Source organism: Vibrio azureus (genome assembly GCF_002849855.1).
Classification (GTDB): Bacteria; Pseudomonadota; Gammaproteobacteria; order Enterobacterales; family Vibrionaceae; genus Vibrio; species Vibrio azureus.
The window spans coordinates 1,645,923-1,670,688 of sequence record NZ_CP018616.1 but is presented as its reverse complement, the minus strand read 5'-3'; the positions used below and the strand labels follow the sequence as shown (position 1 = coordinate 1,670,688).

At 39.2% G+C, this 24,766-nt stretch carries 22 protein-coding genes and 2 pseudogenes; 16 read left to right on the top strand and 8 right to left on the bottom strand.

The genetic code is table 11. The annotated features are described in order from the left end of the window. Positions 1–23: 23 nt before the first annotated feature. The 6 genes from BS333_RS07605 to BS333_RS07580 all read left to right on the top strand — a co-directional run bounded on the left by BS333_RS07605 (position 24) and on the right by BS333_RS07580 (position 4,994). Positions 24–791: a hypothetical protein gene (locus BS333_RS07605; RefSeq protein ID WP_021711716.1), complete on the top strand. Its 768-nt coding sequence runs from the start codon at positions 24–26 to the stop codon at positions 789–791. Between the two features lie 155 nt (positions 792–946). Then, positions 947–1,447 (top strand): hypothetical protein, encoded by a 501-nt coding sequence (locus BS333_RS07600; protein WP_021711715.1) that lies wholly within the window; start codon positions 947–949, stop codon positions 1,445–1,447. A gap of 47 nt (positions 1,448–1,494) precedes the next feature. Further along, positions 1,495–2,007 (top strand): hypothetical protein, encoded by a 513-nt coding sequence (locus tag BS333_RS07595; RefSeq protein WP_021711714.1) that lies wholly within the window; start codon positions 1,495–1,497, stop codon positions 2,005–2,007. A gap of 120 nt (positions 2,008–2,127) precedes the next feature. Next, a complete protein-coding gene (locus tag BS333_RS07590; protein ID WP_021711713.1) occupies positions 2,128–3,276 on the top strand; it encodes an ATP-binding protein in 1,149 nt (382 codons plus the stop codon). A gap of 494 nt (positions 3,277–3,770) precedes the next feature. Next, the gene (locus BS333_RS07585; RefSeq protein ID WP_021711712.1) at positions 3,771–4,118 is read left to right on the top strand and encodes a hypothetical protein; all 348 of its coding nucleotides are present in this window, start codon (positions 3,771–3,773) and stop codon (positions 4,116–4,118) included. Between the two features lie 231 nt (positions 4,119–4,349). After that, on the top strand, positions 4,350–4,994 hold the full coding sequence (locus BS333_RS07580) for a pentapeptide repeat-containing protein (RefSeq protein ID WP_021711710.1): 645 nt from the start codon (positions 4,350–4,352) through the stop codon (positions 4,992–4,994). A 535-nt stretch (positions 4,995–5,529) separates the two neighbouring features. Here BS333_RS07580 and BS333_RS07575 read toward each other — a convergent pair. Then, positions 5,530–5,759, bottom strand: a pseudogene (locus tag BS333_RS07575) (recombinase family protein); the annotation flags it as partial. A 91-nt stretch (positions 5,760–5,850) separates the two neighbouring features. Between BS333_RS07575 and BS333_RS07570 the strand changes: the two are divergent. Then, positions 5,851–6,321, top strand: coding sequence for a hypothetical protein (locus BS333_RS07570; RefSeq protein WP_021711708.1), 471 nt, complete (start codon positions 5,851–5,853; stop codon positions 6,319–6,321). A 78-nt stretch (positions 6,322–6,399) separates the two neighbouring features. Here the strand turns inward: BS333_RS07570 and BS333_RS22575 are convergent. Continuing rightward, positions 6,400–6,477, bottom strand: a pseudogene (locus tag BS333_RS22575) (IS6 family transposase); the annotation flags it as partial. A 183-nt stretch (positions 6,478–6,660) separates the two neighbouring features. Here BS333_RS22575 and BS333_RS07560 point away from each other — a divergent pair. Together BS333_RS07560 and BS333_RS07550 are read left to right on the top strand one after the other, a co-directional pair. Next, a complete protein-coding gene (locus BS333_RS07560; RefSeq protein ID WP_033004490.1) occupies positions 6,661–7,605 on the top strand; it encodes a hypothetical protein in 945 nt (314 codons plus the stop codon). An 850-nt stretch (positions 7,606–8,455) separates the two neighbouring features. After that, entirely contained in the window at positions 8,456–9,004 is a 549-nt protein-coding gene (locus BS333_RS07550; RefSeq protein WP_021711706.1) for a fimbrial protein, read from the top strand. A gap of 85 nt (positions 9,005–9,089) precedes the next feature. Here BS333_RS07550 and BS333_RS07545 read toward each other — a convergent pair whose 3' ends face one another. From BS333_RS07545 to cls, 4 genes are all read right to left on the bottom strand, one after another. Continuing rightward, complete coding sequence (locus BS333_RS07545; RefSeq protein ID WP_021711705.1) at positions 9,090–9,959, bottom strand: lipase secretion chaperone; 870 nt, start codon at positions 9,957–9,959, stop codon at positions 9,090–9,092. A 9-nt stretch (positions 9,960–9,968) separates the two neighbouring features. Beyond that, complete coding sequence (locus BS333_RS07540) at positions 9,969–10,895, bottom strand: lipase family alpha/beta hydrolase (protein WP_021711704.1); 927 nt, start codon at positions 10,893–10,895, stop codon at positions 9,969–9,971. A 299-nt stretch (positions 10,896–11,194) separates the two neighbouring features. After that, positions 11,195–12,388 (bottom strand): cystathionine beta-lyase, encoded by a 1,194-nt coding sequence (locus BS333_RS07535; RefSeq protein WP_021711703.1) that lies wholly within the window; start codon positions 12,386–12,388, stop codon positions 11,195–11,197. 564 nt (positions 12,389–12,952) lie between these two features. Next, positions 12,953–14,404: a cardiolipin synthase gene (gene cls / locus BS333_RS07530; protein WP_021711824.1), complete on the bottom strand. Its 1,452-nt coding sequence runs from the start codon at positions 14,402–14,404 to the stop codon at positions 12,953–12,955. 524 nt (positions 14,405–14,928) lie between these two features. Between cls and BS333_RS07525 the strand changes: the two genes are divergently transcribed. Further along, positions 14,929–16,359: a sodium-dependent transporter gene (locus tag BS333_RS07525; protein ID WP_021711823.1), complete on the top strand. Its 1,431-nt coding sequence runs from the start codon at positions 14,929–14,931 to the stop codon at positions 16,357–16,359. Between the two features lie 56 nt (positions 16,360–16,415). Here the strand turns inward: BS333_RS07525 and BS333_RS07520 are convergent, their stop codons facing one another. Continuing rightward, positions 16,416–17,036 carry an HAD family hydrolase gene (locus BS333_RS07520; RefSeq protein WP_021711822.1) on the bottom strand — a complete coding sequence of 207 codons (621 nt, stop codon included), beginning with the start codon at positions 17,034–17,036 and terminating at the stop codon, positions 16,416–16,418. A gap of 376 nt (positions 17,037–17,412) precedes the next feature. On the opposite strand from BS333_RS07520, the gene BS333_RS07515 reads away from it, so the two are divergent. From BS333_RS07515 to BS333_RS07500, 4 genes are all read left to right on the top strand, one after another. Further along, on the top strand, positions 17,413–17,817 hold the full coding sequence (locus BS333_RS07515; RefSeq protein ID WP_021711821.1) for a LexA family protein: 405 nt from the start codon (positions 17,413–17,415) through the stop codon (positions 17,815–17,817). A 3-nt stretch (positions 17,818–17,820) separates the two neighbouring features. After that, the gene (locus BS333_RS07510) at positions 17,821–19,077 is read left to right on the top strand and encodes a Y-family DNA polymerase (RefSeq protein ID WP_021711820.1); all 1,257 of its coding nucleotides are present in this window, start codon (positions 17,821–17,823) and stop codon (positions 19,075–19,077) included. 271 nt (positions 19,078–19,348) lie between these two features. After that, a complete protein-coding gene (locus tag BS333_RS07505; protein ID WP_033004544.1) occupies positions 19,349–19,870 on the top strand; it encodes a hypothetical protein in 522 nt (173 codons plus the stop codon). Between the two features lie 271 nt (positions 19,871–20,141). Next, the gene (locus BS333_RS07500; RefSeq protein WP_021711818.1) at positions 20,142–20,555 is read left to right on the top strand and encodes a hypothetical protein; all 414 of its coding nucleotides are present in this window, start codon (positions 20,142–20,144) and stop codon (positions 20,553–20,555) included. 32 nt (positions 20,556–20,587) lie between these two features. Here BS333_RS07500 and BS333_RS07495 read toward each other — a convergent pair whose 3' ends face one another. Continuing rightward, positions 20,588–21,145 carry an NADAR family protein gene (locus BS333_RS07495; protein ID WP_021711817.1) on the bottom strand — a complete coding sequence of 186 codons (558 nt, stop codon included), beginning with the start codon at positions 21,143–21,145 and terminating at the stop codon, positions 20,588–20,590. A 623-nt stretch (positions 21,146–21,768) separates the two neighbouring features. On the opposite strand from BS333_RS07495, the gene BS333_RS07485 reads away from it, so the two are divergent. Both BS333_RS07485 and BS333_RS07480 read left to right on the top strand, forming a co-directional pair. Then, a complete protein-coding gene (locus BS333_RS07485; RefSeq protein WP_021711857.1) occupies positions 21,769–22,296 on the top strand; it encodes a fimbrial protein in 528 nt (175 codons plus the stop codon). A gap of 78 nt (positions 22,297–22,374) precedes the next feature. Then, positions 22,375–24,756, top strand: coding sequence for a fimbria/pilus outer membrane usher protein (locus BS333_RS07480; protein WP_021711856.1), 2,382 nt, complete (start codon positions 22,375–22,377; stop codon positions 24,754–24,756). Positions 24,757–24,766: the final 10 nt, after the last annotated feature.

Genomic DNA, 24,766 nt, shown 5'->3' with positions numbered 1-24,766 from the left:
CAGTTTGATTTCCGAGAATAAAAATGAAAGAAGTACTTAAATCACTCAAAGAAAATGCTACATCTCGTCTTAAAAATCCAATTGTCGGTGCTTTTGCTCTTTCTTGGTGTGCATTAAACATAAATGGGTTAACAGTCTTTATCCTTTCTAGTAGTACGGAGAAGATTAAGATAGCTTCGAACAAAGTTTGGTCCTTTAATGGAGATCTATTAATCCCACTTTCTATAGCAATCTTGTATTTACTGTTGCTTCCGATATTGAATCTGGCATACGAGTTTATAAATGATGGGGTTATTAACTCTTTCCGAGATAAACGTCAAAACAAGACAGATAAAGAACGATTTGTTCGTCAAAAATCCACAGTAGGTGCAAAGATCGAGGCTGATGAGGAATACATTCGAAAGTTGAAAGACCAAGAAATTGAAAACTGGCTTCAAGAAAAAGCGTTGCGTAATAAACAATTTATTGAGCAGAAAAGTAAGTATTCTTCACTATTGGTCTTGTTGTCCGAAAAAGAGCAGCAATTCTCACAGTCTCGCGCGCAGTATGTTGCTGAGATAGAGTCCTTGAAATCGAAGCAGGTCTCAATAAGTACTCAGCTCGATTTAGTTGAGTCAGACACCGCAAGTAAGCTATCGTATTTGGAAATTACATTGAATGAGTTAGGCCGAATTTTAGATGGGGTTGAAAATGCTAATGGTTTAACCACATCACAAGATATTAAAGAACTCCGAGGTAAAATCGAAGAAGTGCGGAGTAAGTTTGGTATCTGGGACGATATACCGTTCTGATTTATAACAAGCAATTCAAGCTGATTCGCAACGCTCGGCACTTTCGGTTTCAAATGGTTTGGTGATTACGGTGAAGTGTTTGGGTGTGGTGGTAGCGTTGCTCACAACTTAATTGGGCGTTGGTTGCTATCGGATTAAATTAGACTTGAGGGATTATGGAACACATTACAAATCAACTTCGTGATCCATTAAGTGAAACAACGAGAAAAGTAAGGCGCAACCTTTTAGCTGCTAGCCTTGTTGGTCTCCTTACAACTAAAATAGGGCTTATTCCGACCCAAATAACAGCATTTGGTATAGCATTTTCAACCTCAAATTTGGAAGCGTTAATGCTGTTAATTACGGCTATTACTGCCTTTTACTTGGTCAGTTTTTCTATCTACATTGCATCTGAGCTTCAGGGATGGTCTCTTTTGACTAAATCAAAACATTTGGATTTGGTGTTCGAGCGTGTGACGCAAGCTGAACCGAGCGTGAAAAAGCTATATGGAGAACAGGCTGCTGACATACAGTTAGATTTAATGAAAAGGAACAAACTCACAAAACCAATCTTTATCTGTCGGTTGGTTGTTGAAGTTCTACTACCCATTTTGATTTCTGCTTATTCAATTACGCAAACCTCAAGTATTGATGTAGTAGCATTGTATACGCCTTGAGTACGCAACTAACAAATTGTTAACCGTTTCCTGCGTTTGGAGTTTAAATGACACGAAAAGAGCTAGTGCACGAAGTCTTATATATGGCTGAAGACATTACGAAAAAATTCAAACCAGTAGATGGTAGCTGTTTGTACATGAGCGCAATATTGGCAGCAATGATAAGCGATAACTTGTCAGTCGAACCTAGGCTTGTGACGGGGAGTTTGTCTGTTGCAGGTTCTAAGGTTTTTTCGCACCAACCAATCAAACCTGCGCTAAATCAAAAGTCAGGTTTAATCGCACAATGGGATGGGCACTCTTGGGTTGAAGTGGACGACCTTATTTTCGATTTATCAATATTTAGAACAGTATTTTCAGAAGTAGCTACACCTCGTATCCAGAGTCTATTTGAGGCGAGGTTTGATCGTGGAACCGCGTACCTGATTGGACAAAAAAGTACGCTAATCGAAATGGGGATAGAGTACACCCCACTAGAGCTATTGTCTGACGATGATGCGACCATTTTTATACAAAATGCCGATAGATTAGGGCTGATAAACAGTTATCAAAGCATTTAAGAATGATTCCCAACGCTTTAGCATTTTTGTCTCCACGTTGAGTTTTGTGTACTGTGCAATGGTTTAGGTTAGGTGGTCGCGTTGCTCACCTTAATGCGGCTAAATTCAATATGAGGAAATATGGAAAAACTGCTAGATAGTTTGCTTTCATCAAAGAGTGAAGGTTTATGGTGGGATTTTAAGCAAAAGTTTCATGATGAGTTATTCGATTTGCTTCATGACATTACGTGCTTGGCGAATATCATTCATGATGGCGACCGATATTTAATCTTCGGCGTTAGCGACGATTTCGAGGTGATCGGTTTAGATGAAAATGAATGTCGTTTTTCTCAAGCAGATTTAATTGGCTATTTAAGGCAACAGCCATATGCTGAAAATAACACTCCAACAATTGAGTTAAGGTTTATTCAGTACGCTAACAAAAGTGTTGCTGTTTTAACTATAAAAAATGAAAGGCTTAAACCTTTCTATTTTACGAAAGAGCTGAGATATCGTAATAAAATATTAAGAGCTGGGTCTGTTTACTCAAGAGTAAGGGATACCAATACACCGAAAGATTCTTGCGCTAACCCAAAAGATATCAAAGCTATGTGGTTAGAGCGTTTTGGGCTGGATTTGCCTGCAATAACTCGTTTTCAGTTACTTTTAGAAGACACTGAAAATTGGGTATATAATGGCATCAATGGTGCGTTTTATGCCTTAGACCCTGACTTCACGATATCTATCTCAGAAGAGGAGTATCGAGGTGGAAACTTTTGGTGGCAAAATACTCTAGTTGAACAGCCGATCAAATATGATTATCTGCTTAAGTATAAAAATGCAGTCATGCATGAGTTACCTGTGATCCACTTTCAAAATGAAGGTTTATGTGTTCCATTTCCTGACGTTGAGTATGTTACGCACCCGGAGAAGAATGACGGACTTAACGCAGAGTTCTATTGTGACCTCTTTTACTACACAAAAGGCACATTATCCTATGCCTTATTTGAACACTTACGCAAGATTCACACTGAAGACCCAGACTTGAGTACACCGATTGTTACGCAGACCAAGCCGCCAATCATAAAGCTTCCATTCTTTATCCTCGATAAAGATGAACAAATTCATGATCTTTGTAATAACTACCTATCAGCATACAAAAAATTTGTAGAGAACCAGCAAGGTATAGTTGATAGTAGCCTTTACAAAGGGAAAAATATGAATAGGTATAAATTCGAAAGGGTGTTCTCTGAGTGGGCGTTTTGTAGGTTAACCGGCAAATACATATAACACATCTGAGCCCTTCTCCGGTCAATAGGCAATAGTCAACTTTTGGCAGCAGCAGTCAACGCTCTCGAACAACAGAATCGTCTACTTCGTTTTGCCCAAATCCACCTTATTCGAATTAGACAGTTTAGAGAGCAAAATCTAACTGCCTTTTGTCCAAAAGTGTGCCGAAGGGGCATGAAACACGAAAAATGCCCCAAACTTGTTAGGATAAATGCTCTACACATTTTACGGGGCGTGCGTTTTCCCTATCAAATCTAATCCGATGAAAGAGGATCAGACCGAGCTTATTTTGGGCCTATGTAGGTTGAAAATCGTATTGTCCAGAAGACGCCGGATTTATACAGGAACTTTCGGCAATTTCTGAAGTTCACATCCTAGACGCCAGGCAATACGGGCATTAGATTGAGCGTGAGTATAATTAGCGTTATGATTGGTTGCATATAGTTACAGAAAATACGCTTAATGATAGTTATGTTCTTTTCGAGGAGAGAAAAATGAGTAAGTGGTCATTGCTACTGTTGTTTATGAGCAGCACTTGTGCTGCATCTCAGGTTATTTACTTAACTTGTGATGGTGTTGCGACAGATACTGACCTCAACAAAGTTGTAAGTACAATGAAGAGTGACTTCATCATCAATAAAAAGGAAAAGTACATACAGCAAGTCATTACAGGTATGACCGAAGAGCAAACAAAAAATCTAAGATATCCGTATACAGAAACACCAACACAGTACGTATCTCATGGTTTTTCGATAAATAGGCATACCCTAGATTATGCAGCAGAGGGAGTCATGGGCGTAAAGATCACTGGAAGCTGTAAGCTAATGGCGCCAGCCATATAGAACAAACCATAACAGATAAGGATTAAGCGTTGCGTAGCCAACGTTAAATCCCAAGTGTTGGACAAACTTGAGCCTCTATAAAAGTAAATTGTACGATCTGCTCTAGAAAGGTGGCGTCCTTGATGTTTTTCTCAAGGCAAGAGCGGTCTTCGAAAGGCAGAGGCTTCAACTCGTAATCCGGTGCGTCCCGCATGTCAGTTTTGCTATTTGCCATACCTGTAGGAGAGTAGTGTGCTTCCAAAGAATCAAAAAGGTTTGAGTCGTTTATCTCTGTTTTACAACAAGAGCCGAGTCAAAAATATAAGAAATAAGTTTTACTCCAAAGCCCAGTGCTTTCGAGCTAACTTCTCGAATGTTTCATTTGTAAATGTGAACTTTAAAGGGGCTATATTAACCAGTTGTAGTTTTAATAACGCAGAGTTTTCGCAGGTTGAGTTTCTTGGCTCAAATCTGAAAAAATCTAATTTCACTAATGCTAAGTTTAAGTATTGTGTGTTTTCAGCAGCGTTGCTGAAAAAGAGTAACTTCAAAGGCTGTACGTTTGAAAACTGTATTTTTATAAATACAAATGTGGATGTGGCTAAAAACATGATTTTTGGTGACACTAATCGCTTCTACTCGCAGCATCCGTCACCTGTTCTATCAGCAAGCACAATAGGCTTGCTTGATAAATTGAGATTTCACCCAAAAATTCAGAATAGCCGTGTGTTGCATCTAAAAGGCGGCAAGCTAAATTCATTAACGCTATTTAGCCTACTTGAGCGACTCGGCGAGGAAAAGCTTGCAGTAGGTCTCAAAAAATTGAATGGTACTTTGCCATATCGTATCGTTACCGCTAATGGACTATGCAACGCAATTGACAAGGCAAGTCGATAAAGATAGTCTCTGTGTTGTCCCGCCCCATTCAATCGAGAGATTGAAAAGTTCAGGAAATTAGTGGGGACTCGATTCAATAACTGGCATTCGAGAGGGGGTAGCTATGGTAGGAAATCTTTGCACGATCTTTGGTTTTTTAAGTTTGATCATTGTTAACTGTCTAGACCTTTTTATTTTTAGTGAAAACTCTCGATTGTTTGGGGTTTTATAGCCTCAAACAACTTCACACTACTCTCCAGCATTTCTTCTAACGAATAAGCGTTGCGTAGCCAACGTTAAACCTCAAGTTTTGAACAAACCCTAGCCTCTGCTTTATATAAGTAAATTGTGCAAATCTGCTCTAGAAGAGTGGTGGTATTGAATTTCTTTTCAATTAGGACGCAGGTATTGAAAGTAGAAGTTTCGACACATCATCCCGTGCGTTCCGCACGTCAGCTTTACTAGTTCCCATACCTGAAGTTATTCATGAATTACTAATGTTCGATTTCCCGAAACTGATAATTGTCCAAAAACTATTTATACAAAGTTGGAGTGACTAACCATCACGCTCAGCTTTCATCTTCTTAACGACACGTACAACCTTTCTGGCAGAGACACCAATCATCTTGGCCGTTTCATTAATGCTCATGTGGTTATTGACTCTGAGCTTGTAAATCTTTTCATGCAGTCCCAGCTCGGGTTTTCTTCCTTTATATTTCCCTTCGCTCATGGCCTTCCGATGCCTTGCTTTTGGCGGCGGCGTCTATCTTCATAATCCGTTCTTGTGCAGAATTTCTTTTAATTTTGACTCTCATTACCATGATATTAATTATTATCTGAAATATAATATAAATCTAAAAACAAAAAGAGTTATGCTATGGGAACTAAAAGACTAAATGTTTTTTTAACTTTTATAATTATAGTAATGTCATTATTTATTTTATATGAAAAAAATAACAAAAATTACAATGAAAGTCTTGAATCAGGCTACATAAAAAATGCTAGGGAAGATTTAAGAGAATATGCACTTATATCTTGCTTAATAAAAATAGAACCTAGTGGTAAAATGGCAAATGACCTTGGAAATCTTAGAAGATCATTATCTTACATGGGAAAAGGGAAGTACTTTATAGAACAAGATAATGATACATTGGAAGACATAAGAGACCCATACCGTAATGCAGTCGAATCTATGCTTTTAGAAGCGAGTAAACACAAAGGTTATATGAAAAATGGTAACATATCTGAATCATTCACCTGTTTTAAAGCATATCGTTCGAAAATATTTAATGAGATAATTCATGGTCAAGATGATTTAATATTACCCAATGAAAAAAACTCCTTTTAAAAATTTGTTAGGCTTGTGTAGGGGGACTTGCTGCAAAAATTGAAGATGTGTCTGAGGTGCCTAACTGAGCACCTCTTTTCATGCGTAAAGTCCGAAGATATTGAAGAGTTCATTGAGGAAGGCGGATCTCTCCTGCACCCTCAGTTTCGGCTCATCAAGATTTGACAAAAATACATAGTTCAGTGATCAATCATAGTTAAAGTCTGGCGGGTTGTGAGGGTTTTGCAACAAGCTCATTATGCGTACGAAAGAAGAGTTGGACTGGTATGTGAATATCACGCCTGAAGGGTTTGATTTGGCGCTAGGTTGGATACACGGGGGAGAGTCTTAAGTCGAATTTTGTATCAGGCCGATGTAACAGACATTCTGCCTATAGAAAGCACGTTTTCCTCAGTATATGAAGCACAAAACGAATATTCAAAGACCACGATAGAAAAGTCTAAACAGTTTGAGGAAAGCATTCTTCAAATTCAAGATTCAGGTAACCAAAGCGCCAAAAGCCTTATTGAACGTATAAATAATTCTTATAGGCCTACCTCTAATGGAGCGACAGATACTGAGCCAACTAAGGTCAAAAAAGTTGGTGATGATGCAGTTGCAAAAGTTCACAATCGACAAGATATAGTAGAAGATGGAGTTTTTGTTTGGATTGAAACAATAGGCACTGGACATGCTTTATTAACAGTGCATGATTCTGATATAACAATGTTTTCTTATGGGCGCTACGATGATATTTACCCTAATACTTTGGGGACTATGGGGGATGGTGTTTTGATTAAAGCCTCAAATGAGGACTGTAAACCATATTTAAGAGAGCAAATTTTTGCAAAAGGAGCTCGAGTATTTAAAATAACGGATGTAAATAAATCTGATGTTTTTAATTACTTAAATGATATTTGGGAAGACAGTGATGACTACCCCGATTCTACAGAAGGAGAACTAACCTTAAAAAGTGGAAGAGTTATTAATGAATATAGCTTATTTGAAAACAACTGTACAACCACAATAGTAGACGCCTTAGATAAATCTGGTACTAAAATCTTTGAAGATTCGATACTTGGAGTTGAGCTTGATCAAAGTTTTACGATCCCAGTTTCACTAAGCGATTATCTAAAAAATGCTTCATTAAACTTTGATATGCTTGTTATTGATGTAACAAAAGAGATGAAAATGTTTTTAGACAATCCAAATAACTTAAAGATAAAGAAACCAAGCAAAAAGGACATAGTATTTGGTATTATCACAAATCAAGCTAGTTTTTTTGGCTCTTCTAGTAGCGATTAAGTAGGTAAAATGATGGTTAAATGGATATTTATATTATTTTTAATTTTTCTATATAGCATTGTCCTTTTTCTTCCGTTCACGGATTTAATGTTATTAATTAAATATAAATTACCAGAAGATTGCTCCACTATTGGCCAGGATATTGATCGGATAACAGATAATCTATTTTTTATCGCATTCGGTGGTTATTATCTTTCATTAACCCTTATTATATTGATATTGGTTAAATTCAATAATAAAAATTAGTTAAAGTCCTCATGAGGCACTTACTGGCAAAACTGAAGATGTGTCTGAGGTGCCTAACTGAGCACCTCTTTTCATGCGTAAATTCCAAAGAGATTGAAAAGTTCACTGCGGAAGGCGGCTCTCTCTTGCACCCTCAGCTTCGGCTCATCACAACGTAACCAAAAATCAAACTGCCTTTATTCGAGGTTTTTGCAACAAGCCCATTTCTAAACTGCACACTGGTAGAAATAGAACTTGCGATTAAAAAACAACCAATTATTTTGTCATTGTTGTGTCAGCATTCGTGCAACAGTCTTAACTTTACATTGACCCTTAGGTGTTTTGTGATTATCGCTATTGAAATGATAAAAACACATACTATCAATAGCTTGTTGTTTGTTTTGATTAAGCAAGGCATGATCTCAGCGACTTAATTTAAAGTAATTTGTCAGGGTTGTGTTATTTAGTGTCCGAGTTGGGAAATAAAGCTTTGTGGCTCATACATTCACTAAATTTATGGTTGTTTGACAATTAATCAGCCTGGGTGAAGAATACACCACATCGCTACCGCTGATAACCATTATCAGATAAGCATTACACTTTAATATAGAGAGTTGAGACGCACATGAAAATTACACTAAATAAAATCCTTACTATTATTTCTGTAACTTCTGTACTGGCTAGCCCAATGACTCACGCTGAAGCAGAACCGGGTAAAATTCACTTTGAAGGCGCCGTGACTGCAACACCATGTGGTATTGTTCCGGAGTCTCTCAATCAAGTAGTTCAACTTGGTCAGGTAAGTAAAGCTAATTTATTACAGGGTGGTGCTTCTGAGCGTCAAGACTTCGAAATTCGTTTGGTTAACTGTACTTTTGGGCCTAATGACAACAAAACCGTATCGATCACTTTCTCTGGTGATACACCCATGGGATTTGCGAATGAACTTAAGACGCGCGGTGACTCAGGCAATACGGTGATCAAATTGTATGACCACGATGAAAACCCTGTTAACTTTGATCAAGCACTTGAAGCCGTTGACCTTGTAGAGGGCAGCAACGAGCAAAATATCTTGCACTTCTCGGCTGAAGTTGCCATGTCAAAGCAAGATGGTGCAACGGTTACAGAAGGGGACTTTGACGCGACATCAACATTTACTTTGGCTTACAACTAAGCTCATCAAATAGCGTTAGACAATAGTATTCAATAAAAAGGTTCAAGTGCTTATGTACTTGAACCTTTTTAACATATAAAACGATTTATCGCTGGTTATCATATATTCGCTCTAAGGCTTGAACGCGACGTTGTTGTTGCTCTGCAAAACTTTGTGTTCGGAGGAGGGCAATTTCTGTATTTTTTTGTTCTGTACTTAATCCATCATATTCGAGGATATCATCTCGTTGCTGTAAATAACCATTAAGTGCAGCCTGAAAATCTCGTTGTTGGTTTTCAAGGTCTTGCAGCCTTTTTGCCCCTTTTTCACCGACTAAACTCACATGCTGTATATATTTGTCTTGTAGGTTTAATTGAGAAGTACTGGCTAACTGCATGATTAATTGCTTGTTCTTATTCACCTGCTGTATATAGTTGGGTTGCTGACTAAGTAGATCATCAAGCAATTGTTGCTGTAACAAAGGATCGTGAGTTGTGGCTATGATCTCTTGCTTTTGAATCGTGAACCGTCTCAGGAGATTTTGTTGCCCGAATAACCGATCCTTTTCTGAATGTGTGAAAAACTTATCTTGAAGTGTGGTTATCACACCCTCAATTTCAATTAAATGTTGGAGAGATAGCTGAGAAGATGGTAATGGATTTAAGTCTAAAAGGGCTTGTTTATACTCAATATAACGATGAAATAAATCCTGTTCTACGCTCCCTTCAAACACAGCTACGGACGAATCAGAATCAAAATTGTGTATGATTTTGTTGAGAGTTTGTTCACCTTGAGTACTTAATTGATATTCAAAAAAGTCCTTAACCGAAGACACATCAAGCTCAGTATCGAGCTGTGAAGGGCTTTGCAATGATGCAGAACGATGGTCAGGTTCTTGATTGCTCAATATAGAGAGCAAGGCAACGCTTGCAGCTAGAGTAAGACATCCCCACCCAAAAAGATGACATTTTTCCATACTATCGACCTACAGTCCGTAAAGTTTCAAACGATTGGCATGTTGACGGTAAAGTGTCACGGGGTCGGTTTCAAATAAATGATGTAAACCTAACCAGCCATTAATTTCATCTAAATGATTTAGGCGGTAATCATCACGAATCACGTTACCTAAATGTGCGCTACAAACATCGACTAAACCATCATTAGGTAAATCGAACGCCAGGCTTAACAACATAAATGCACTATCGGTCGGGTCTAAAGCATGAGTAAAAGTAGCAGAACCAGTCCAGGAAAAATAATAAACACCGTTTTCAGCGAGTTCATCGCCTTCTCCACAATATGAAGAGGGGACGCCTTCAGGAAACCATTGATTAAATGCAAGCGAGCCTTCAGTCGTCAGAGCCGCAAGAGAGGCAAGAGGATCTTGCTCCAGATGGGAGCCGCCAGATAATAACCCAATCAACGCCGTTAGCCCTTTTGCAAGCTTGGTTGCGATTATTTCCTTATATGACCCCTCCGGTACAGAGCGACGAAGTATATCGGCGACCGAAGAACCTTTATGAACACCACCGACGCTGGTGACAGAAGCGACCAAATCTGGCCGAACACCTGCTACATAACGAGCGGTTGGACCACCATGACTGTGCCCTATTAAGTTCACTTTTTGAGCTCCAGTTGCTGCGAGTAGCTGCTCCACTTGGGCGAGTAACTGTTCCCCTCTGATTTCTGTACTGTTGGCTGCTGACACTTGAGCAACATAAACCGTTGCGCCATCTTTAGTCAGTGATTCGGGGATACCGTAAAAATAGTCGACGCCAGCCAGAGTATCGAAGCCAAATAAACCATGAACTAAGACGATTGGATATTTTGCAGCAGTGTAATCTGTTGTTGATGCGGAATAAACAGGAAAGAGATTGAAAACAAAGAGCATTGTTACGAATAGTCTGTACTTCATCATCATGTCCTTATAATTGATGTGTAACAATTGATAAAAATAGAAGATAAATAAGAAAGTAATAGACCTATTGTTAATCTCAGCATTTATTTTGTGATTTATCGCTTAGAAAACAACACAAATGTATAACATGATACTCAATCATTTGCTGTAAAAATCATCTTGAAAGGTCAACAGCTCTAATAGGTTGAAATCAACCCACCTCAAAGGTCTGAGTAAAAAGAAAAACGTCATTTGAAAAATCATAGGGCAGATGGCCTCCATTGCGAAAGCCATTTTTATAAAATCTGTAGGGAGGATTACAGATTGGCTAAAGTCGAGTTGTAACGAGCGAACCCTTGCTCTAGGTCGGTAATCAAATCATCCACATCTTCCAAACCAATATGAAGGCGTATTAGTGTGCCTGAAAAATTTGGATTAGCGACAGTGCGGAGCGATTTGAAACTATTCGGCTCATTTGCCAAGATCAAACTTTCAAACCCTCCCCATGAATAGCCCATCGCAAAATGCTTCATTCCATCGAGCAGAGCTGTTGTTGCCTGAGGTCGGCTGGTTTTTAAAACAAACGAAAAAAGCCCATTACCTCCGGAAAAGTCCCTTGAGAAAAATTCATGACCAGGGCAGGTTGGTAGGCTTGGATGACGAACGTGGTCAACTTCTGAGCGCTGTGTAAGCCATTGGGCAACTTTGAGGCTATTTTCGGCATGTTGACGTAAACGTACATCGAGCGTACGTATCCCTCGTAATGCAAGATAAGCATCATCAGCAGAGACACATTGCCCCATTAGGTAACTTTGCTCTCGTAATTGGTCCCAATATTGTTCAGTAGCAACAGCGGTACCAAGCATGACATCGGAATGGCCAACAATATATTTTGTGGCAGCTTGAATAGATATATCTACACCATGTTCAAAAGGAGAAAAGTTGACACCTGCTCCCCAAGTATTATCGAGTACAACGATGATACCGTACTCATGAGCAATCGCTGCGATGCTAGGGACGTCCATGACTTCCATCGTAATGGAACCAGGGGACTCTAAAAACAAAATTTTGGTGTTAGGTTGGATCAGCTTACGAATATTATTGCCAATTAAAGGGTCAAAATAAGTCGTATCAACCCTCATTTTTTTTAAGATGACATCACAAAAATCTCTTGTTGGTTCGTAGCACGAATCAACCATTAAAATATGATCACCGGTTTCAATAAATGAAAGTATCGTGTTGGAAATTGCGGCAGTGCCACAAGGGTATAAAGCACATCCAGCCCCTCCTTCAAGAGTCACCATAGCATCTTGAAGAGCAAAGTGTGTTTGAGTTCCCCTTCGACCATAAAATAATGCCTTGTTGGCTCGATTGATCGTGGCATGTTTTTTTTCGGCAACGCTATTAAATACAATTGTTGAAGCACGTTGAACTGGAGGGTTTACAACGCCATGAGTCCACTCACTATTGCGGCCCGCTGAGATCAGTTTTGTATTTTTCCCTTCAGACATAAAAATTCCCTGTCAAATGTTCTATCTAAGCATCAACTCATTTTTCGTGGTTAAGGCTTTTAGTTATGATGAATGTCTTAATATACCCAAGTTACCTCAAAATACTGCGTTCTGTGAGACGACTTTAGTGCGCTGAACACGGTATTTTGAAGTAACTGAGTTATAGAACATGTCTGAAGAATAATTTGCAAGTGAAAAATTTTCAGAATGCACCCAAGTGCTATACCCAAGTGACCTCAAGATGCTGCGTTCAGCGAGATGACCTTAGCTCTCAGGCGCGGCAACGATTCGAAGATATAGTTGCTCTACATTGAGAATCGTTAACAAAGTCTGAGAGTTAAGGTCACTCGCCCTTTGGGAGCGTGTCACTGAGCAGACTTCTTGCGTCAGACAACCGTTCTTCTTACAAAAATAAGAAAGAGCCGGCTATTCCGCTTCGTTGTCTTCCTTGAATTCGACTCAGTGACCTCGCTCTGAATCAAGCATCTTGAAGTCACTTGGGTATAATATGAGAGTAAGCGACTGAGGTCAGTTTGCTATACGTACTATTCAGAAATCCAAGGATTAAAGAAGTGGGTTAAATAAATAAAACACACGTTCGAGAAACCGAGAGAAAAGACTTCGCTGCTGCCATTTATCTTTATCAACAAGATGCGATTGTTTAATGTAAGAGCTTTGTAAAGAGGACATTTGCTTTGTAAAATCAACATCATCGACGGCGAGGGTTACTTCAAAATTAAGCCATAAACTACGCATATCCATATTGACGGTGCCGACTAGGCAAAATTCTTCATCAATAACAACAGATTTTGTATGCAATAAACCCCCATAGAATTCGAAGATTTTAACTCCTGCCGAAAGAAGGTCACTGTAGAAAGATCGTGAAGCCCATTGAACCATCATTGAGTCATTTTTATGTGGGATAATAAGCTCAACATCGATTCCTCGTTGTGCTGTCATTTGCAGTGTGCCAAGCAGGTCAGCACTAGGAACAAAGTAGGGGGTAGTGATCCTGACAGAGCGATTCGCTTGATTGATCGCGAGAGTTAAAACTTGATAAATTAAATGCTCAGGCATACCAGGACCCGATGGGACGACTTGGATTGGATGTAAATAATCGTTTTTCTGAAGGCATTTAGGGTGTTGAGGAAGTGCACGTTCACCGGTTTCAACTTCCCAGTCCCAACAGTGAATGGCACTGAGGACATTAACTGTTGGGCCAGTTAAACGCACCATAATGTCGATCCATTGTCCAACACCACTATTTTGCTTGAAAAATGCAGGGTCGACTAAGTTCATCGAGCCAGTGTAGGCAATGTCATCATCAATGACGATAATTTTTCGATGTTGACGCAGATCCAAACGACGCAGAAATATCCGCCACATATTCACTTCTAATGCTTGAACAACTTCAATACCAGCAGCCAACATCATTTTATGCCAATGACTCCGGAAAAAAGTTGGGCTTCCTGCAGAGTCTAGTAATAATTTGACCTTAACTCCTCGTTTAGAGGCTTGAATTAAAGCAGAAGCAACCGAGTCCGCCAAACCACCAGGATACCAAATGTAAAAAACCATTCGAATCGAATGTTGGGCATTCTCAATGTCTTTAATAATCGAATGTAGGATTTCTTGTGGTGATTGTTGTAAGGAAAGACTATTACCGCTTAAGGCTGGTAAGCCAAGCCGATTATTACACAATTCATCAATACGATAGATATGACGGCCCATTGCTTCAGGAACATGAGCATTACAGTCATTGAGCTGAGTAAACCATTGCTGGAAAGGGGAAAACATGTCTTTAGCGCGTTCAGCACGTTTACGTCCAAGATTTAACTCACCAAACAGGAAATAACAGACAACACCAAGTACAGGCACAATGTAGATGACCATGAGCCAAGCGAGTGAGACGCTTACAGCCCGTCGTTTCAAAACAACGCGAATGGTGACACCAGCGACAAGTAGCCAGTAAAAACCAACGCCAGTTAGAGTAAGAAAGTGATAAAACTTATCCATAATGGTTAATAACTAGTGAGTTCCTTCAGAGTGACCAAGCACATTGTAGATTATACCTAAGTGACTTCAAGATGTTTGAGAACGTGTCATGTGACACAGTCGAGGTATATACCCAAGGAACCTCTAGGTGCTTAATGCAGAGTGGGGTCACTTGGGTATAGATCTGTTATTTCATGAAGCTCGATATTACTCGCAATGTATGAAGCCAAACTAAGAAAAATACGACCACTTGCATATAAAATGGTCAAGATAAACCTTGCATGTTATGTTGTGGTTATGTGAAAATTTTGTTCAACAATTAACTTGTGGTTAAGAGTTCGGCTATTGAGGTGCGTTATAGTGTAAATAGACATTAAATACACTCATCGGGCTTCCAATTCTAAATTGAAACTGCTTTACTGACCATACATAGGGCGCTAGCAAACTTCTTATAAGGTGTAATTTTTATTTTACACTTAACATATTTTTGGCGCTTTATCCTATGTAAACACAACATGCAGTACACACATTTATGGAGAAAAAGCGTGGCTACAACGAATACAGCAGCACCACGTGATACGTGGGGGTCTAAACTAGGCTTTGTAATGGCAGCAGCGGGGTCCGCTGTAGGTTTGGGCAATATATGGAAGTTCCCATATACAGCAGGTGAAAGTGGCGGCGGTGCATTTGTCGCAATCTACCTTTTATTTGTTATTTTTATTGGCTTTAGTGTAATGCTTACAGAGTTTGCTATTGGCCGAAAAACAGGTTTATCAGCCGTTGGAGCTTTTAAATCGACGGATCGCCGTTGGACTTTTACGGGAGTGATTGGTGTTTTAAGTGGCCTACTCATCATGGGTTTTTATCCCGTTGTTGGGGGCTGGGCTTTAGCTTATATCTTTAAAATCGGTGGCGGTTTATTGAATACGCCTGATGCGATTGGTGACAGCTTTGGTGGCTTCATTTCTGATCCCGTACAACCTTTGATGTGGATGGCTCTATATTTATTTTTGAACGTGCTAATCGTTATCAAGGGCATCTCTGGAGGGATTGAAAAAGCGGGTAAAGTACTAATGCCACTGCTTTTCCTAATTCTGATTATTGTTTCGGTAAAAGGCTTAATGCTTCCTGGTGCTATGGCTGGGCTTGAGTTCTTGTTCATGCCTGACTTTTCTAAAGTCGACAGCAACGTCGTATTGGCCGCGTTGGGGCAGGCTTTCTTTTCTCTTAGTTTAGGTATGGGCTGCATGATGACGTATGGTTCGTACTTGAGAAAGAAAGAGAACCTTGTACAGACAACAGGCATGGTGACCGCAATGGATACAGGCGTTGCGATTCTCGCTGGTATTGCTATGTTCCCTGCGATGTTTGCTTTTGGCATGGAACCCGCTGCAGGCCCTGGTCTCGTATTTGTTGTCGTGCCGCAACTTTTTGCAGAAATGGGTGGTTTGATCGGTTTCCTATTAGCATTGATGTTCTTTATCGGCTTGACAGTCGCCGCTTTGACGTCTTCCGTTTCTTTACTTGAAGTTGTGGTTTCATATTTGATTGATGAAAAAGGCTTTAAGCGTTCCACCGCAGTGTTAAGCTCAAGTATTGTGATGGCGTCACTTTGTGTTATTGCTTCACTATCTCTTGGTGGGATTGGTCCAACACTGTTTGGAACTGGGGCGTTTGATATCTTTGACTTACTAACGGATAAAATCTTCCTTGCAGTAGGTGGTATGTTAGTGTGTATCTTTGCTGGATGGCGTTTAAACCGTGCAGATTTAGAAAAAGAAATCACTAACGACGGCAAAGTTTCATTCCCTCTATTTGGTCTGTGGTATAACTTAGTCAAGTATGTCATCCCTGTTGCTATCGCGATTGTTGCTTTCATGGGCATTAAATCAGGCTTTGATAGCGGTAAAGGGGAAATCATGCTAATCGGTATTGGAATCATTGTTATTACAGGTTTGTTCTCTAAAAAGCTGTAATAAACATTGTCCTCTAGGATGAAAACTAAAAGCGGAAGTAGGGTTACTTCCGCTTTTTATTTAATGACATTTGGTAAAGATTGAAAATAAGCCAATAAATCACTCAATTCATTAAGCGCCAATGAGGCGGCATCATTAAAACTCTCCACATTACCATGATGAACTAAGCAAGAGGGCATTTGAGCATTATACGCTGCTTGTAAGTCGTAAAGGTAATCTCCTACATACAGGACTTCATGAGGCAAGACACGCCACTCTTTTGCAAGAATCTGAAGAGAAAGTGGATCGGGTTTAGGGGGAAAACATTCACGTGTAATCACCCGTTCTACAGAGATGTGATTGTTTTCAAGTTTGCGCCTCGTCGCGATTTGGCAGTTACGCGTTACGATAGCCGTTTTGATTTTACTTTGTTGTAAGTAGGCTAAAAGCTCATGACATCCCATCATTGGAGAGGATTGCTGGGCGTCAGAAATCTCATAATCAAAAATCATACTGTGTGCGTTTTCTCGATGAGCGGGGTGGTCAATCGCATCGACAAAATCCAAGAGATCAGTCGTTTTTGGACAACCAAGCTGTTGACGTAACTCATTAAAATTTATATCAGAACTTACTAATGTGTTATCTAGATCAAATACAACAGCTTTAATTTTATCGAGCTGTAAAGGGAATGGAACCATAAAGACCTCGCACAATTTAGCTAGAGTGAAGTTCACCAAAAAATAAGAAACATATTAAGTTTAGGCTCTTTCAACGAGATGGTGCTGCTTTGATTGTTAATTCTATTATACCTAGGCAACCTCAAGATGCTGAGTTCAGAGCGAGGTCACTTGGGTATATTAACATGGTCAAATGAGCTCAAACTGCTTGATTCAGTAAGATTTTACTTGGTCAAGTTCACTAAATGCAAGTTGTGTATTAGGAATTTTTTATCAGAAATTTATATGAGTCTGGTTGGTTATTTAAGTTTGAATATTCTAATAATCTAAAATTATGCATTGCAAAGAAAGGCATGATGGACCAAAATGACACTGTATAAATAAACAGTTAAATGTTATGAATGTCATACCAATTTCAGCCAGTGCAGGTATTACTGGCTTTGAATCTCCTGCAGCAGAATACCGACAGCTAGCACTCGATCTAGATGATCTTCTAATTGAAAACCCAAGTGCCACTTTTTTGGGTCGTGCCAGTGGTGACTCGATGCAAGGTGTCGGGATCTTTGATGGTGATATCCTCATTGTTGATAGGCATATGCAACTCAAGAATATGGATGTCATTGTTGCGAACCTTAATGGCGAGTTTGTGTGTAAGATACTTGATATACCACAGCGACGTTTATTATCGGCTAATTCGGCTTATTCACCTGTACTTATAGAAGAGTGTGACGTGTTTACGGTTGAAGGTTTAGTGATACGTTCTATTCGTTGTCATCGAGCCAGTTCTCAGCTGGAGCGATAAGCCATGTTTGCACTAGTCGATGCTAATGCCTTTTATTGTAGTGCTGAGCAAGTTTTTCAGCCAAATTGGCGAGGAAAGGCAATAGTGGTCCTTTCCAATAATGATGGTTGTGTGGTTGCGGCTAATCAACAGGCTAAAGCAATGGGAGTAGAAAAGTTTAAGCCTTACTTTCAAATGAAAGCTCTTTGCGAGCAGCGCGGAGTCATCGTACTTTCTTCCAACTACGAACTGTATGCGGATTTATCAACAAAGATGATGCAGGTGATTGGCCGTTTTGCTCCGGAGCAATATATCTATTCAATTGATGAATCTTTTTTGTCTTTTACACAAACTGAGCGAGCGATACCTTGTTTACGTTCTCATGGTGTTGCTTTACGCCAAGCGGTATGGCGGGAATGTCGCTTACCTGTTTGTGTGGGAATGGGGCCAACCCTTACGTTGGCTAAAGTGGCGAATCATGCCGCGAAGAAAATACAGGGATATCAAGGTGTCTGTGTATTAGATAGAGAATCCGAGCGCAAACAGGTACTCTCTCAGTTATCGGTTAATGCAGTATGGGGTGTGGGTAGACGCCTAACGACACACTTAAAGCATCTAGGTATTACCACGGCGCTGCAGTTGGCTGATTATCCAGCTAAAATAGCGCGCAAGACATTTAATGTTGAGCTGGAACGAACGATACTAGAGCTAAATGGTCAGCCATGTAAACGGTGGGATGAAGCCCGCACGGATAAAAAGCAAATTTTTTCGACACGAAGCTTTGGTCATCGTATTGAAGAGCAATCATTATTAAGTCAAGCTCTTTGTCAACATGCGGCAATTGCTTCTCGTAAGGCCAGGCAGCAGGGCTCCCTGTGCCGAGTCATGGTTGCTTTTGCTTCGAGTTCTCCATTTGATGATATTCCCTATAGTCAGCGAGCAATATACCGCTTTGCTTATCCAACGGCAGATGTTACTAACATTACTAAGGTGGTCTCTCAACTAGCTAAGGAGCTATTCAAACAGGGGGTTCGTTTTTATAAAGTCGGGGTTGGACTACTGGATTTGGTCGACGGCCGACAAGAGCAGCCGGATTTGTTCAACCCCCAGCCTAACAATGCACCTTTGATGACGTTATTCGATGGGTTAAATAAGCGCTATGGTCAAAATACGTTATTTCTTGGAGCACAAGGGTGTGAACAAAAGTGGCAGATGAGGCGCCAGTTTTTGACACCTCAATATACGACATGCTGGTCTGACTTACCAATCATTCGATGCTAAGCATTTTTTAAAATTAGGGGTGGTAATTAAAAACTAATCCCTCGTTGACATACGATAATCAGCGTTGTGAGGAATTATCTGAATTGATGAGTCAATAAATGCTACAAGTCACCATAATGACAGTCTATACAGTTAATACGATATCATCTTTAGTAAAAAAGATTATTGAAATCTAATTATAATAAAAAGCCATCTTTCAAAAAACGTGAGATTTGTATAATAGCTAAAGCTTATGCGAAACTCATATAGTAATGATATAAGAGAAATTACCTTGAAAAAAATTGCATCGATTATTCTAATGGTTATGTCAACTCAGTCATATGCGAGTGAGCTGAGCGGTAGTGATGTTACAGAAACGACAAAAGGTGTTATTTCTGGATTTGTTAAGTTTAGTAAAGATCTTGTCGAAGGTGTCGATGAAGGTGTTGATGAAGGAAGAAAAACCGGCCTCAGTAAAGACGGTGCCCTGATCATTAACAATACTGAAGATTTGAACAAATATTTAGAAGTTAAAGTATTGAGTGTTAAAAAGGTAGGGGAACGTGGTGCTTCCATTGAGGTAGGCTTTAAGAGTGCGCATCATGAGCCTATTCGTATCATAAACCTAATCGAGTCAGAGAATGTTCTTGTGGTGGATAAAGAGGGATATGGAACCAATCTCTGGTCTGGTAAAAGTAACCCGCAGCAAATTACAGTGCCAAGTAAAGCAGGACGTAAAGCGACGTTCTATTTTGAACTGCCTCCAGAATCAATTAAATCCATACGCTTCTTTGGCTTACCATTCGATATCTAGAGTCTCAATTCCAGGGGGGCATCCAAGCCTCCCCGAAGTTATTAGGGCGTAACGATTTAATTTCAAAATTTGGTAAGAGATTTCAGAATTATTCACGTGTACTTGCTGGTTTAAAGAAGATAATGGAGAGCCATTTGGTTATCACATCAAGATGTTGGGCGTTGTTAAAATCCATTTTTCTAAACCAAGTGACCTCAAGATGGTGGCTTGAAAGTTTTTCAGTGAACACTTCATCTTGAGGTTACTTATGCATATAGCAAGCGGAGTGAATATGTTTAAAGCACTGACATCGGCCATTATGCCATCGAATGTTATCCCTGAATCGGTACAAAAAGAGCGTGCGCTTTTACGTGATTCTCTTGACCAGCAAAGTCATGATAATGAAGGGCTGCCACCATTTGCCGACTCTGTACGCCACGTTAATAACTGTCTAATTTCGCATAACCATCATGGTTTACCTGAGTGGAAGTCAGAGCAATATCGAGAGCTTACACAAAAGGTGACACTTGGTGAAGTTTCGAATTCATATGCATTTTTGAGTTCCAGTTTGGGTTGGGCTACAGAAGTGAAAAACGCACAAACAACGACACAAAGAGCAGAAGCTTTAGTCGGAGCCGTCATGAACTTTGGTGGTGCTCTTGCATCTGGAGCAGTCGACCACCAAAAAATGAAAGGTTTAAAATAAATTCAGAGAACTAAACTTAACAAGTTCAAAGCTTATTGTTCTTGGCTTAGTAGCCTATCTCTCACCTCCATAAGTGCAAACCCTAATAGGTTAAGCCCTTTCCAGCTGTATGGATCTGAAATAGCAGGATTATCCTGGCTCATGCCCACTCCCCAAATCTTATCAACGGGGCTGGCTTCAACTATGATTTGGTCGCCAGTATTGAGTAAAAAGTCTTTTAGAGCTTTGTTTTGAGAGAACTTAGCAAAGTTAGCATTTACGACAATCTCAAATCGTTTCTCATTCCATTGTTTTTGATTAAAACCTATCACTTCTCGGCCAATTTGCTTGGCTTCCTTGGCTGTGGGAGATAAAAGGACTTTTTCAGCGGCTTTTGCATCATCAAATAACTTGGCTTTGTAATACATCATATAATGTTCAGCTGTAGGAAACGTATTACCATTTTCTTGAAACCCTGAAATGTACCATTGACTCAAGCTGCTCTTCGTTACTTGGTTGCTTTTTTCTTGATGCCCCCAAAAAAAGAGATATTTGAACTTTTCTCCATTATTTAAAGCGTCAATAAGCGATTTCATTTTTGTAATTTTCATATATTGCTCTTGTTGCATTGTTATGGTTTTTGGCTGAGTTTAAATATATCAGGTAAATTTTAAATAGACAAAGCGACTTGGGTATAAAAAATAAAGAGTGATTCTTCATTATCCAAGATGGAAGCGGTGATTATCATATATACCCAAGTAACCTCAAGATACTGTGTTCAGCGAGATGACCTTAGCTCTCAGGCGCGGAAACGATTCGAAGTATAGTGGCTCTACATTGAGAATCGTTAACAAAGTCTGAGAGTTAAGGGCACTCGCCCTTTGGGAGCGTGTCACTGAGCCGACTTCTTGCGTCAGACAACTTGGAAATAGAATATTATTCCGCTTCGTTGTCTTCCTTGAATTCGACTCAGTGACCTCGCTCTGAATCAAGCATCTTGAAGTCACTTGGGTATATTGGTTCTCAAAAGATTAGATAAGGTATTACGAAAATAGATTAAATGTACCAGTAATAATTAAGGTTTATGAATTTATTATGAATTTATTGGCTTTTTTGATGGTAAGTGGTTGTTTAAAATGGGTTATTTATTTTTATGAAATAATGTTATTTTAAGTGTTGTTATGTTTTTTTTGTGCAATAAAATGCCCCCATGTTTATTAAGTGAGGTTTTATTGTGAATAAATTTAACAAGATGTTGTTTATAGTGGCTCTTTCTGGATTTGGCCTTTCAAATGCTGCAATAGCTGGTAACACGGGTACTATTAGGTTTATAGGTTCTGTAACAAGTCAGACTTGTAACATAGTTGGAGAGCAAGACAATATATATAGTAATACGATTACGTTAGGTGATTATACGAAAGATGAAGTTTTAGATGGTAGGACTACAGAGAAGTTATTTAACCTTCGTGCTTTTAATGATAATCAACAGGAATGCACACCACAAGGTTCAATCGAAATAAGCTGGACACCTATAAACGGGTGGGATCAAGGTGGGCTAATGAATACCGGAACAGCTAATGATGTGGTCGTAAAATTAATGGATAAAGACTCGGTCGCATTTGGTCCTTTAAGAAATAACGTCATCTACTCTCAGAGCTTTGCTGCCACATATCCATTCAAAGCACAGCTTATAAGTAGTGGAACTGGGGTATCTGCCGGAAGCGTTAGGGCTGCAGCAAGTTTTATAGTTGTATATCAATAATTATAGGCGTAGTTATAGTGAGCTGACATATGACATTGGCTCACTATAATCATATACACTTGTGGAGTAGTTCGACCAATGTTTCGGCTTAAAATAACAATAGCAATGCTATTTATCTTTTGTATAAAAGCCCATGCTCAGACTGAATTGGATCTTTCTTTCTTGCAGGGGAAGCAAACAAAGATTCCTAATATTTTTAAAAATATAACCAATAACATTCCGGGTGAGTATTTTTTAGATACATTTATAAATGGTGAAAATGTTGGAAGAAAAACATTAACTATCATGAAGGAAGATTCTTCAAACTTATGCTTGCCTGATGATTTTGTAGAAAAGCTATATCGAAAAATTGACCTAGATAAGTTGAAAACTGCTCTTAATGCAGAAAGACAATGTTATGACTTTACTCAAATAACTGGAGGGGGAGCCACTTTTGATTATGCGCAACAGGCATTACGAATTACCCTTCCACAGGTTGTTTTTTTGAGTTCAGTAAAAGGTAATAAGTGGGATTATGGTGTTTCGGGTTTTAACTTATCTTATCAAGTCAATGCGAGTAAAAACTTTGGTTTAAAATCATCTGAAGACAGTACACAATACTTCTCTGACTTTGACTTAAATATTAATTATGATAAGTGGGTACTGTCTGCTAGTGCATATGCACTCAATGATGAAAAAGTTCGATCTCCTGATATAAAACTAACAAGAGCTCTAGAAGATTTACAAAGCGATCTTACAGTTGGAAAAGATTATTTTAATGGTTCACTTATCGAAGGATTTTCTTTTTATGGCGTGTCATTGAACTCGAACTCAAGAATGCGTCCTCATCGTTTCAGTGGTTACGCACCTCAAATAAATGGAGTGTTGAATTCAGTTTCACTTGTGACGGTAAAGCAAAACCAGCGTGTACTATTTGCTCAGACTTTACCAGCAGGGCCATATTCTTTAAATGATATAGCACCCGCAGCAAATGGCGATATTACAGTTATCATTGAAGATGCAAATGGGGTGATTACTCGTCGTTCATATCCTGTTGCAAGTTTACCTGAACTGTTAAGGCCTGATAATTATAATTACAATCTTTCAGTAGGCACTCGGGAGCATTATGAGCTAGATGATCAGAAGTTTGCACTAGCATCAGTAGACTATGGATTAGAGTTTGGCACTGTAGGCTTTGCTTCATTATTCCATCCTAAATATCATAGTGTCGGCTCAAGTCTTGCTTTTCCTCTTGGTGATTTTGGAGCAATGTCTACCAGTATTAATTTGTCATGGAGTCGATATGACTTTGCTGCGTTCCAACCCAATGGAAATGCGACACAGAGTGGTTTTAGTACGAAAATAAAATATGCGAAAGACTTAGGGAAAACGACAAACCTACAATTGTTGTCGTACCATTATAGTAGTGCTGGGTACGTTGACTTTGCAGATTTTAAACCCGCCCGAATCCATAGTGAAAGCCCAAAACGTAGCCGCTATGAAGTAAAAATCGCTCAACGCTTAGGTTCAGCCCATCTAGCTTTATCAGCTTGGCGACAAGATTACCGTGATAAAAGAAAGAATCAAACGGGAACTAATTTATCGTTAAGTAAAACTACAGAGCAAGGGGTGATGTTCGGATTAAACGCCTCTTATGAAAACTCAACTTTGGGTGAAAAAGAATACAGCACAACATTTAGTTTGAGTATCCCAATAAATTTTATAAGTGAACATGAATACTTAAATAGTAGCGTTAGTTATGCTGATGATGGAAGTACTTTATTTAATAATGGTATGTCCATATCCACAGAAGACCAGACATCATACAGTTTAGACTCTACTTGGAGTAAAGAGCGGAGCACTTTGACAATAAGCTCATCTCATAGCTTTGATGCAGCGAGAGCTGGGTTACTTATATCAAAAAATAATCAAAGTACAACAGTCGCTTCATCGCTGTCAGGCTCTATTGCTGCAGTGAAAGATATCGGGTATGCATTCTCAAATGTACAAAGCAAAACTATTGCTCTCGTTCGGGTTCAGGATATAGAAGGAATTACACTCAGAGGGTCATCTCCGACGAATGAATCTGGTAATACAATCGTCCCATTAGTCAGCTACAGAGATAATGATATAAGATTAGAAGGTGGAAATATTCCGAGCAATGTTGAGTTTTCAAAAACGGCTTACAAAGTGACACCTTCAGGAAACGCTATTATTGTAAAAAATTATGATTACCAAAAAGTGAATCGTTATTTGTTAAGAGTCTATAATAACAAAGATCAGGTGTTTTCTTTCGGAACTGAAGTCATTTCTGAGAAGAATAGTCCGGTAGGGATTATTGCCAAAGGAGGCATTCTTTACGCTACTTTGTATTCAAACTCAAAAAATATCTTCATAAATCAAAGTGGCGAGAGTTGTAAAATCACACTTGAAAATATTAAACCTAACACCGATAAAATTTCGGATGTATATTGTAAATAAGATGGTATAT

What these genes read in the sequence shown, in the direction of transcription:
- BS333_RS07570 (WP_021711708.1), top strand. Translation starts at nt 5,851, where the DNA reads ATGGGAACTAAAAGACTAAATGTTTTTTTAACTTTTATAATTATAGTA.
- BS333_RS07535 (WP_021711703.1), bottom strand. Translation starts at nt 12,388, where the DNA reads ATGTCTGAAGGGAAAAATACAAAACTGATCTCAGCGGGCCGCAATAGT.
- BS333_RS07585 (WP_021711712.1), top strand. Translation starts at nt 3,771, where the DNA reads ATGAGTAAGTGGTCATTGCTACTGTTGTTTATGAGCAGCACTTGTGCT.
- BS333_RS07590 (WP_021711713.1), top strand. Translation starts at nt 2,128, where the DNA reads ATGGAAAAACTGCTAGATAGTTTGCTTTCATCAAAGAGTGAAGGTTTA.
- BS333_RS07500 (WP_021711818.1), top strand. Translation starts at nt 20,142, where the DNA reads ATGTTTAAAGCACTGACATCGGCCATTATGCCATCGAATGTTATCCCT.
- BS333_RS07595 (WP_021711714.1), top strand. Translation starts at nt 1,495, where the DNA reads ATGACACGAAAAGAGCTAGTGCACGAAGTCTTATATATGGCTGAAGAC.
- BS333_RS07520 (WP_021711822.1), bottom strand. Translation starts at nt 17,036, where the DNA reads ATGGTTCCATTCCCTTTACAGCTCGATAAAATTAAAGCTGTTGTATTT.
- BS333_RS07605 (WP_021711716.1), top strand. Translation starts at nt 24, where the DNA reads ATGAAAGAAGTACTTAAATCACTCAAAGAAAATGCTACATCTCGTCTT.
- BS333_RS07480 (WP_021711856.1), top strand. Translation starts at nt 22,375, where the DNA reads ATGTTTCGGCTTAAAATAACAATAGCAATGCTATTTATCTTTTGTATA.
- BS333_RS07510 (WP_021711820.1), top strand. Translation starts at nt 17,821, where the DNA reads ATGTTTGCACTAGTCGATGCTAATGCCTTTTATTGTAGTGCTGAGCAA.
- BS333_RS07545 (WP_021711705.1), bottom strand. Translation starts at nt 9,959, where the DNA reads ATGGAAAAATGTCATCTTTTTGGGTGGGGATGTCTTACTCTAGCTGCA.
- cls (WP_021711824.1), bottom strand. Translation starts at nt 14,404, where the DNA reads ATGGATAAGTTTTATCACTTTCTTACTCTAACTGGCGTTGGTTTTTAC.
- BS333_RS07515 (WP_021711821.1), top strand. Translation starts at nt 17,413, where the DNA reads ATGAATGTCATACCAATTTCAGCCAGTGCAGGTATTACTGGCTTTGAA.
- BS333_RS07540 (WP_021711704.1), bottom strand. Translation starts at nt 10,895, where the DNA reads ATGAAGTACAGACTATTCGTAACAATGCTCTTTGTTTTCAATCTCTTT.
- BS333_RS07600 (WP_021711715.1), top strand. Translation starts at nt 947, where the DNA reads ATGGAACACATTACAAATCAACTTCGTGATCCATTAAGTGAAACAACG.
- BS333_RS07495 (WP_021711817.1), bottom strand. Translation starts at nt 21,145, where the DNA reads ATGAAAATTACAAAAATGAAATCGCTTATTGACGCTTTAAATAATGGA.
- BS333_RS07550 (WP_021711706.1), top strand. Translation starts at nt 8,456, where the DNA reads ATGAAAATTACACTAAATAAAATCCTTACTATTATTTCTGTAACTTCT.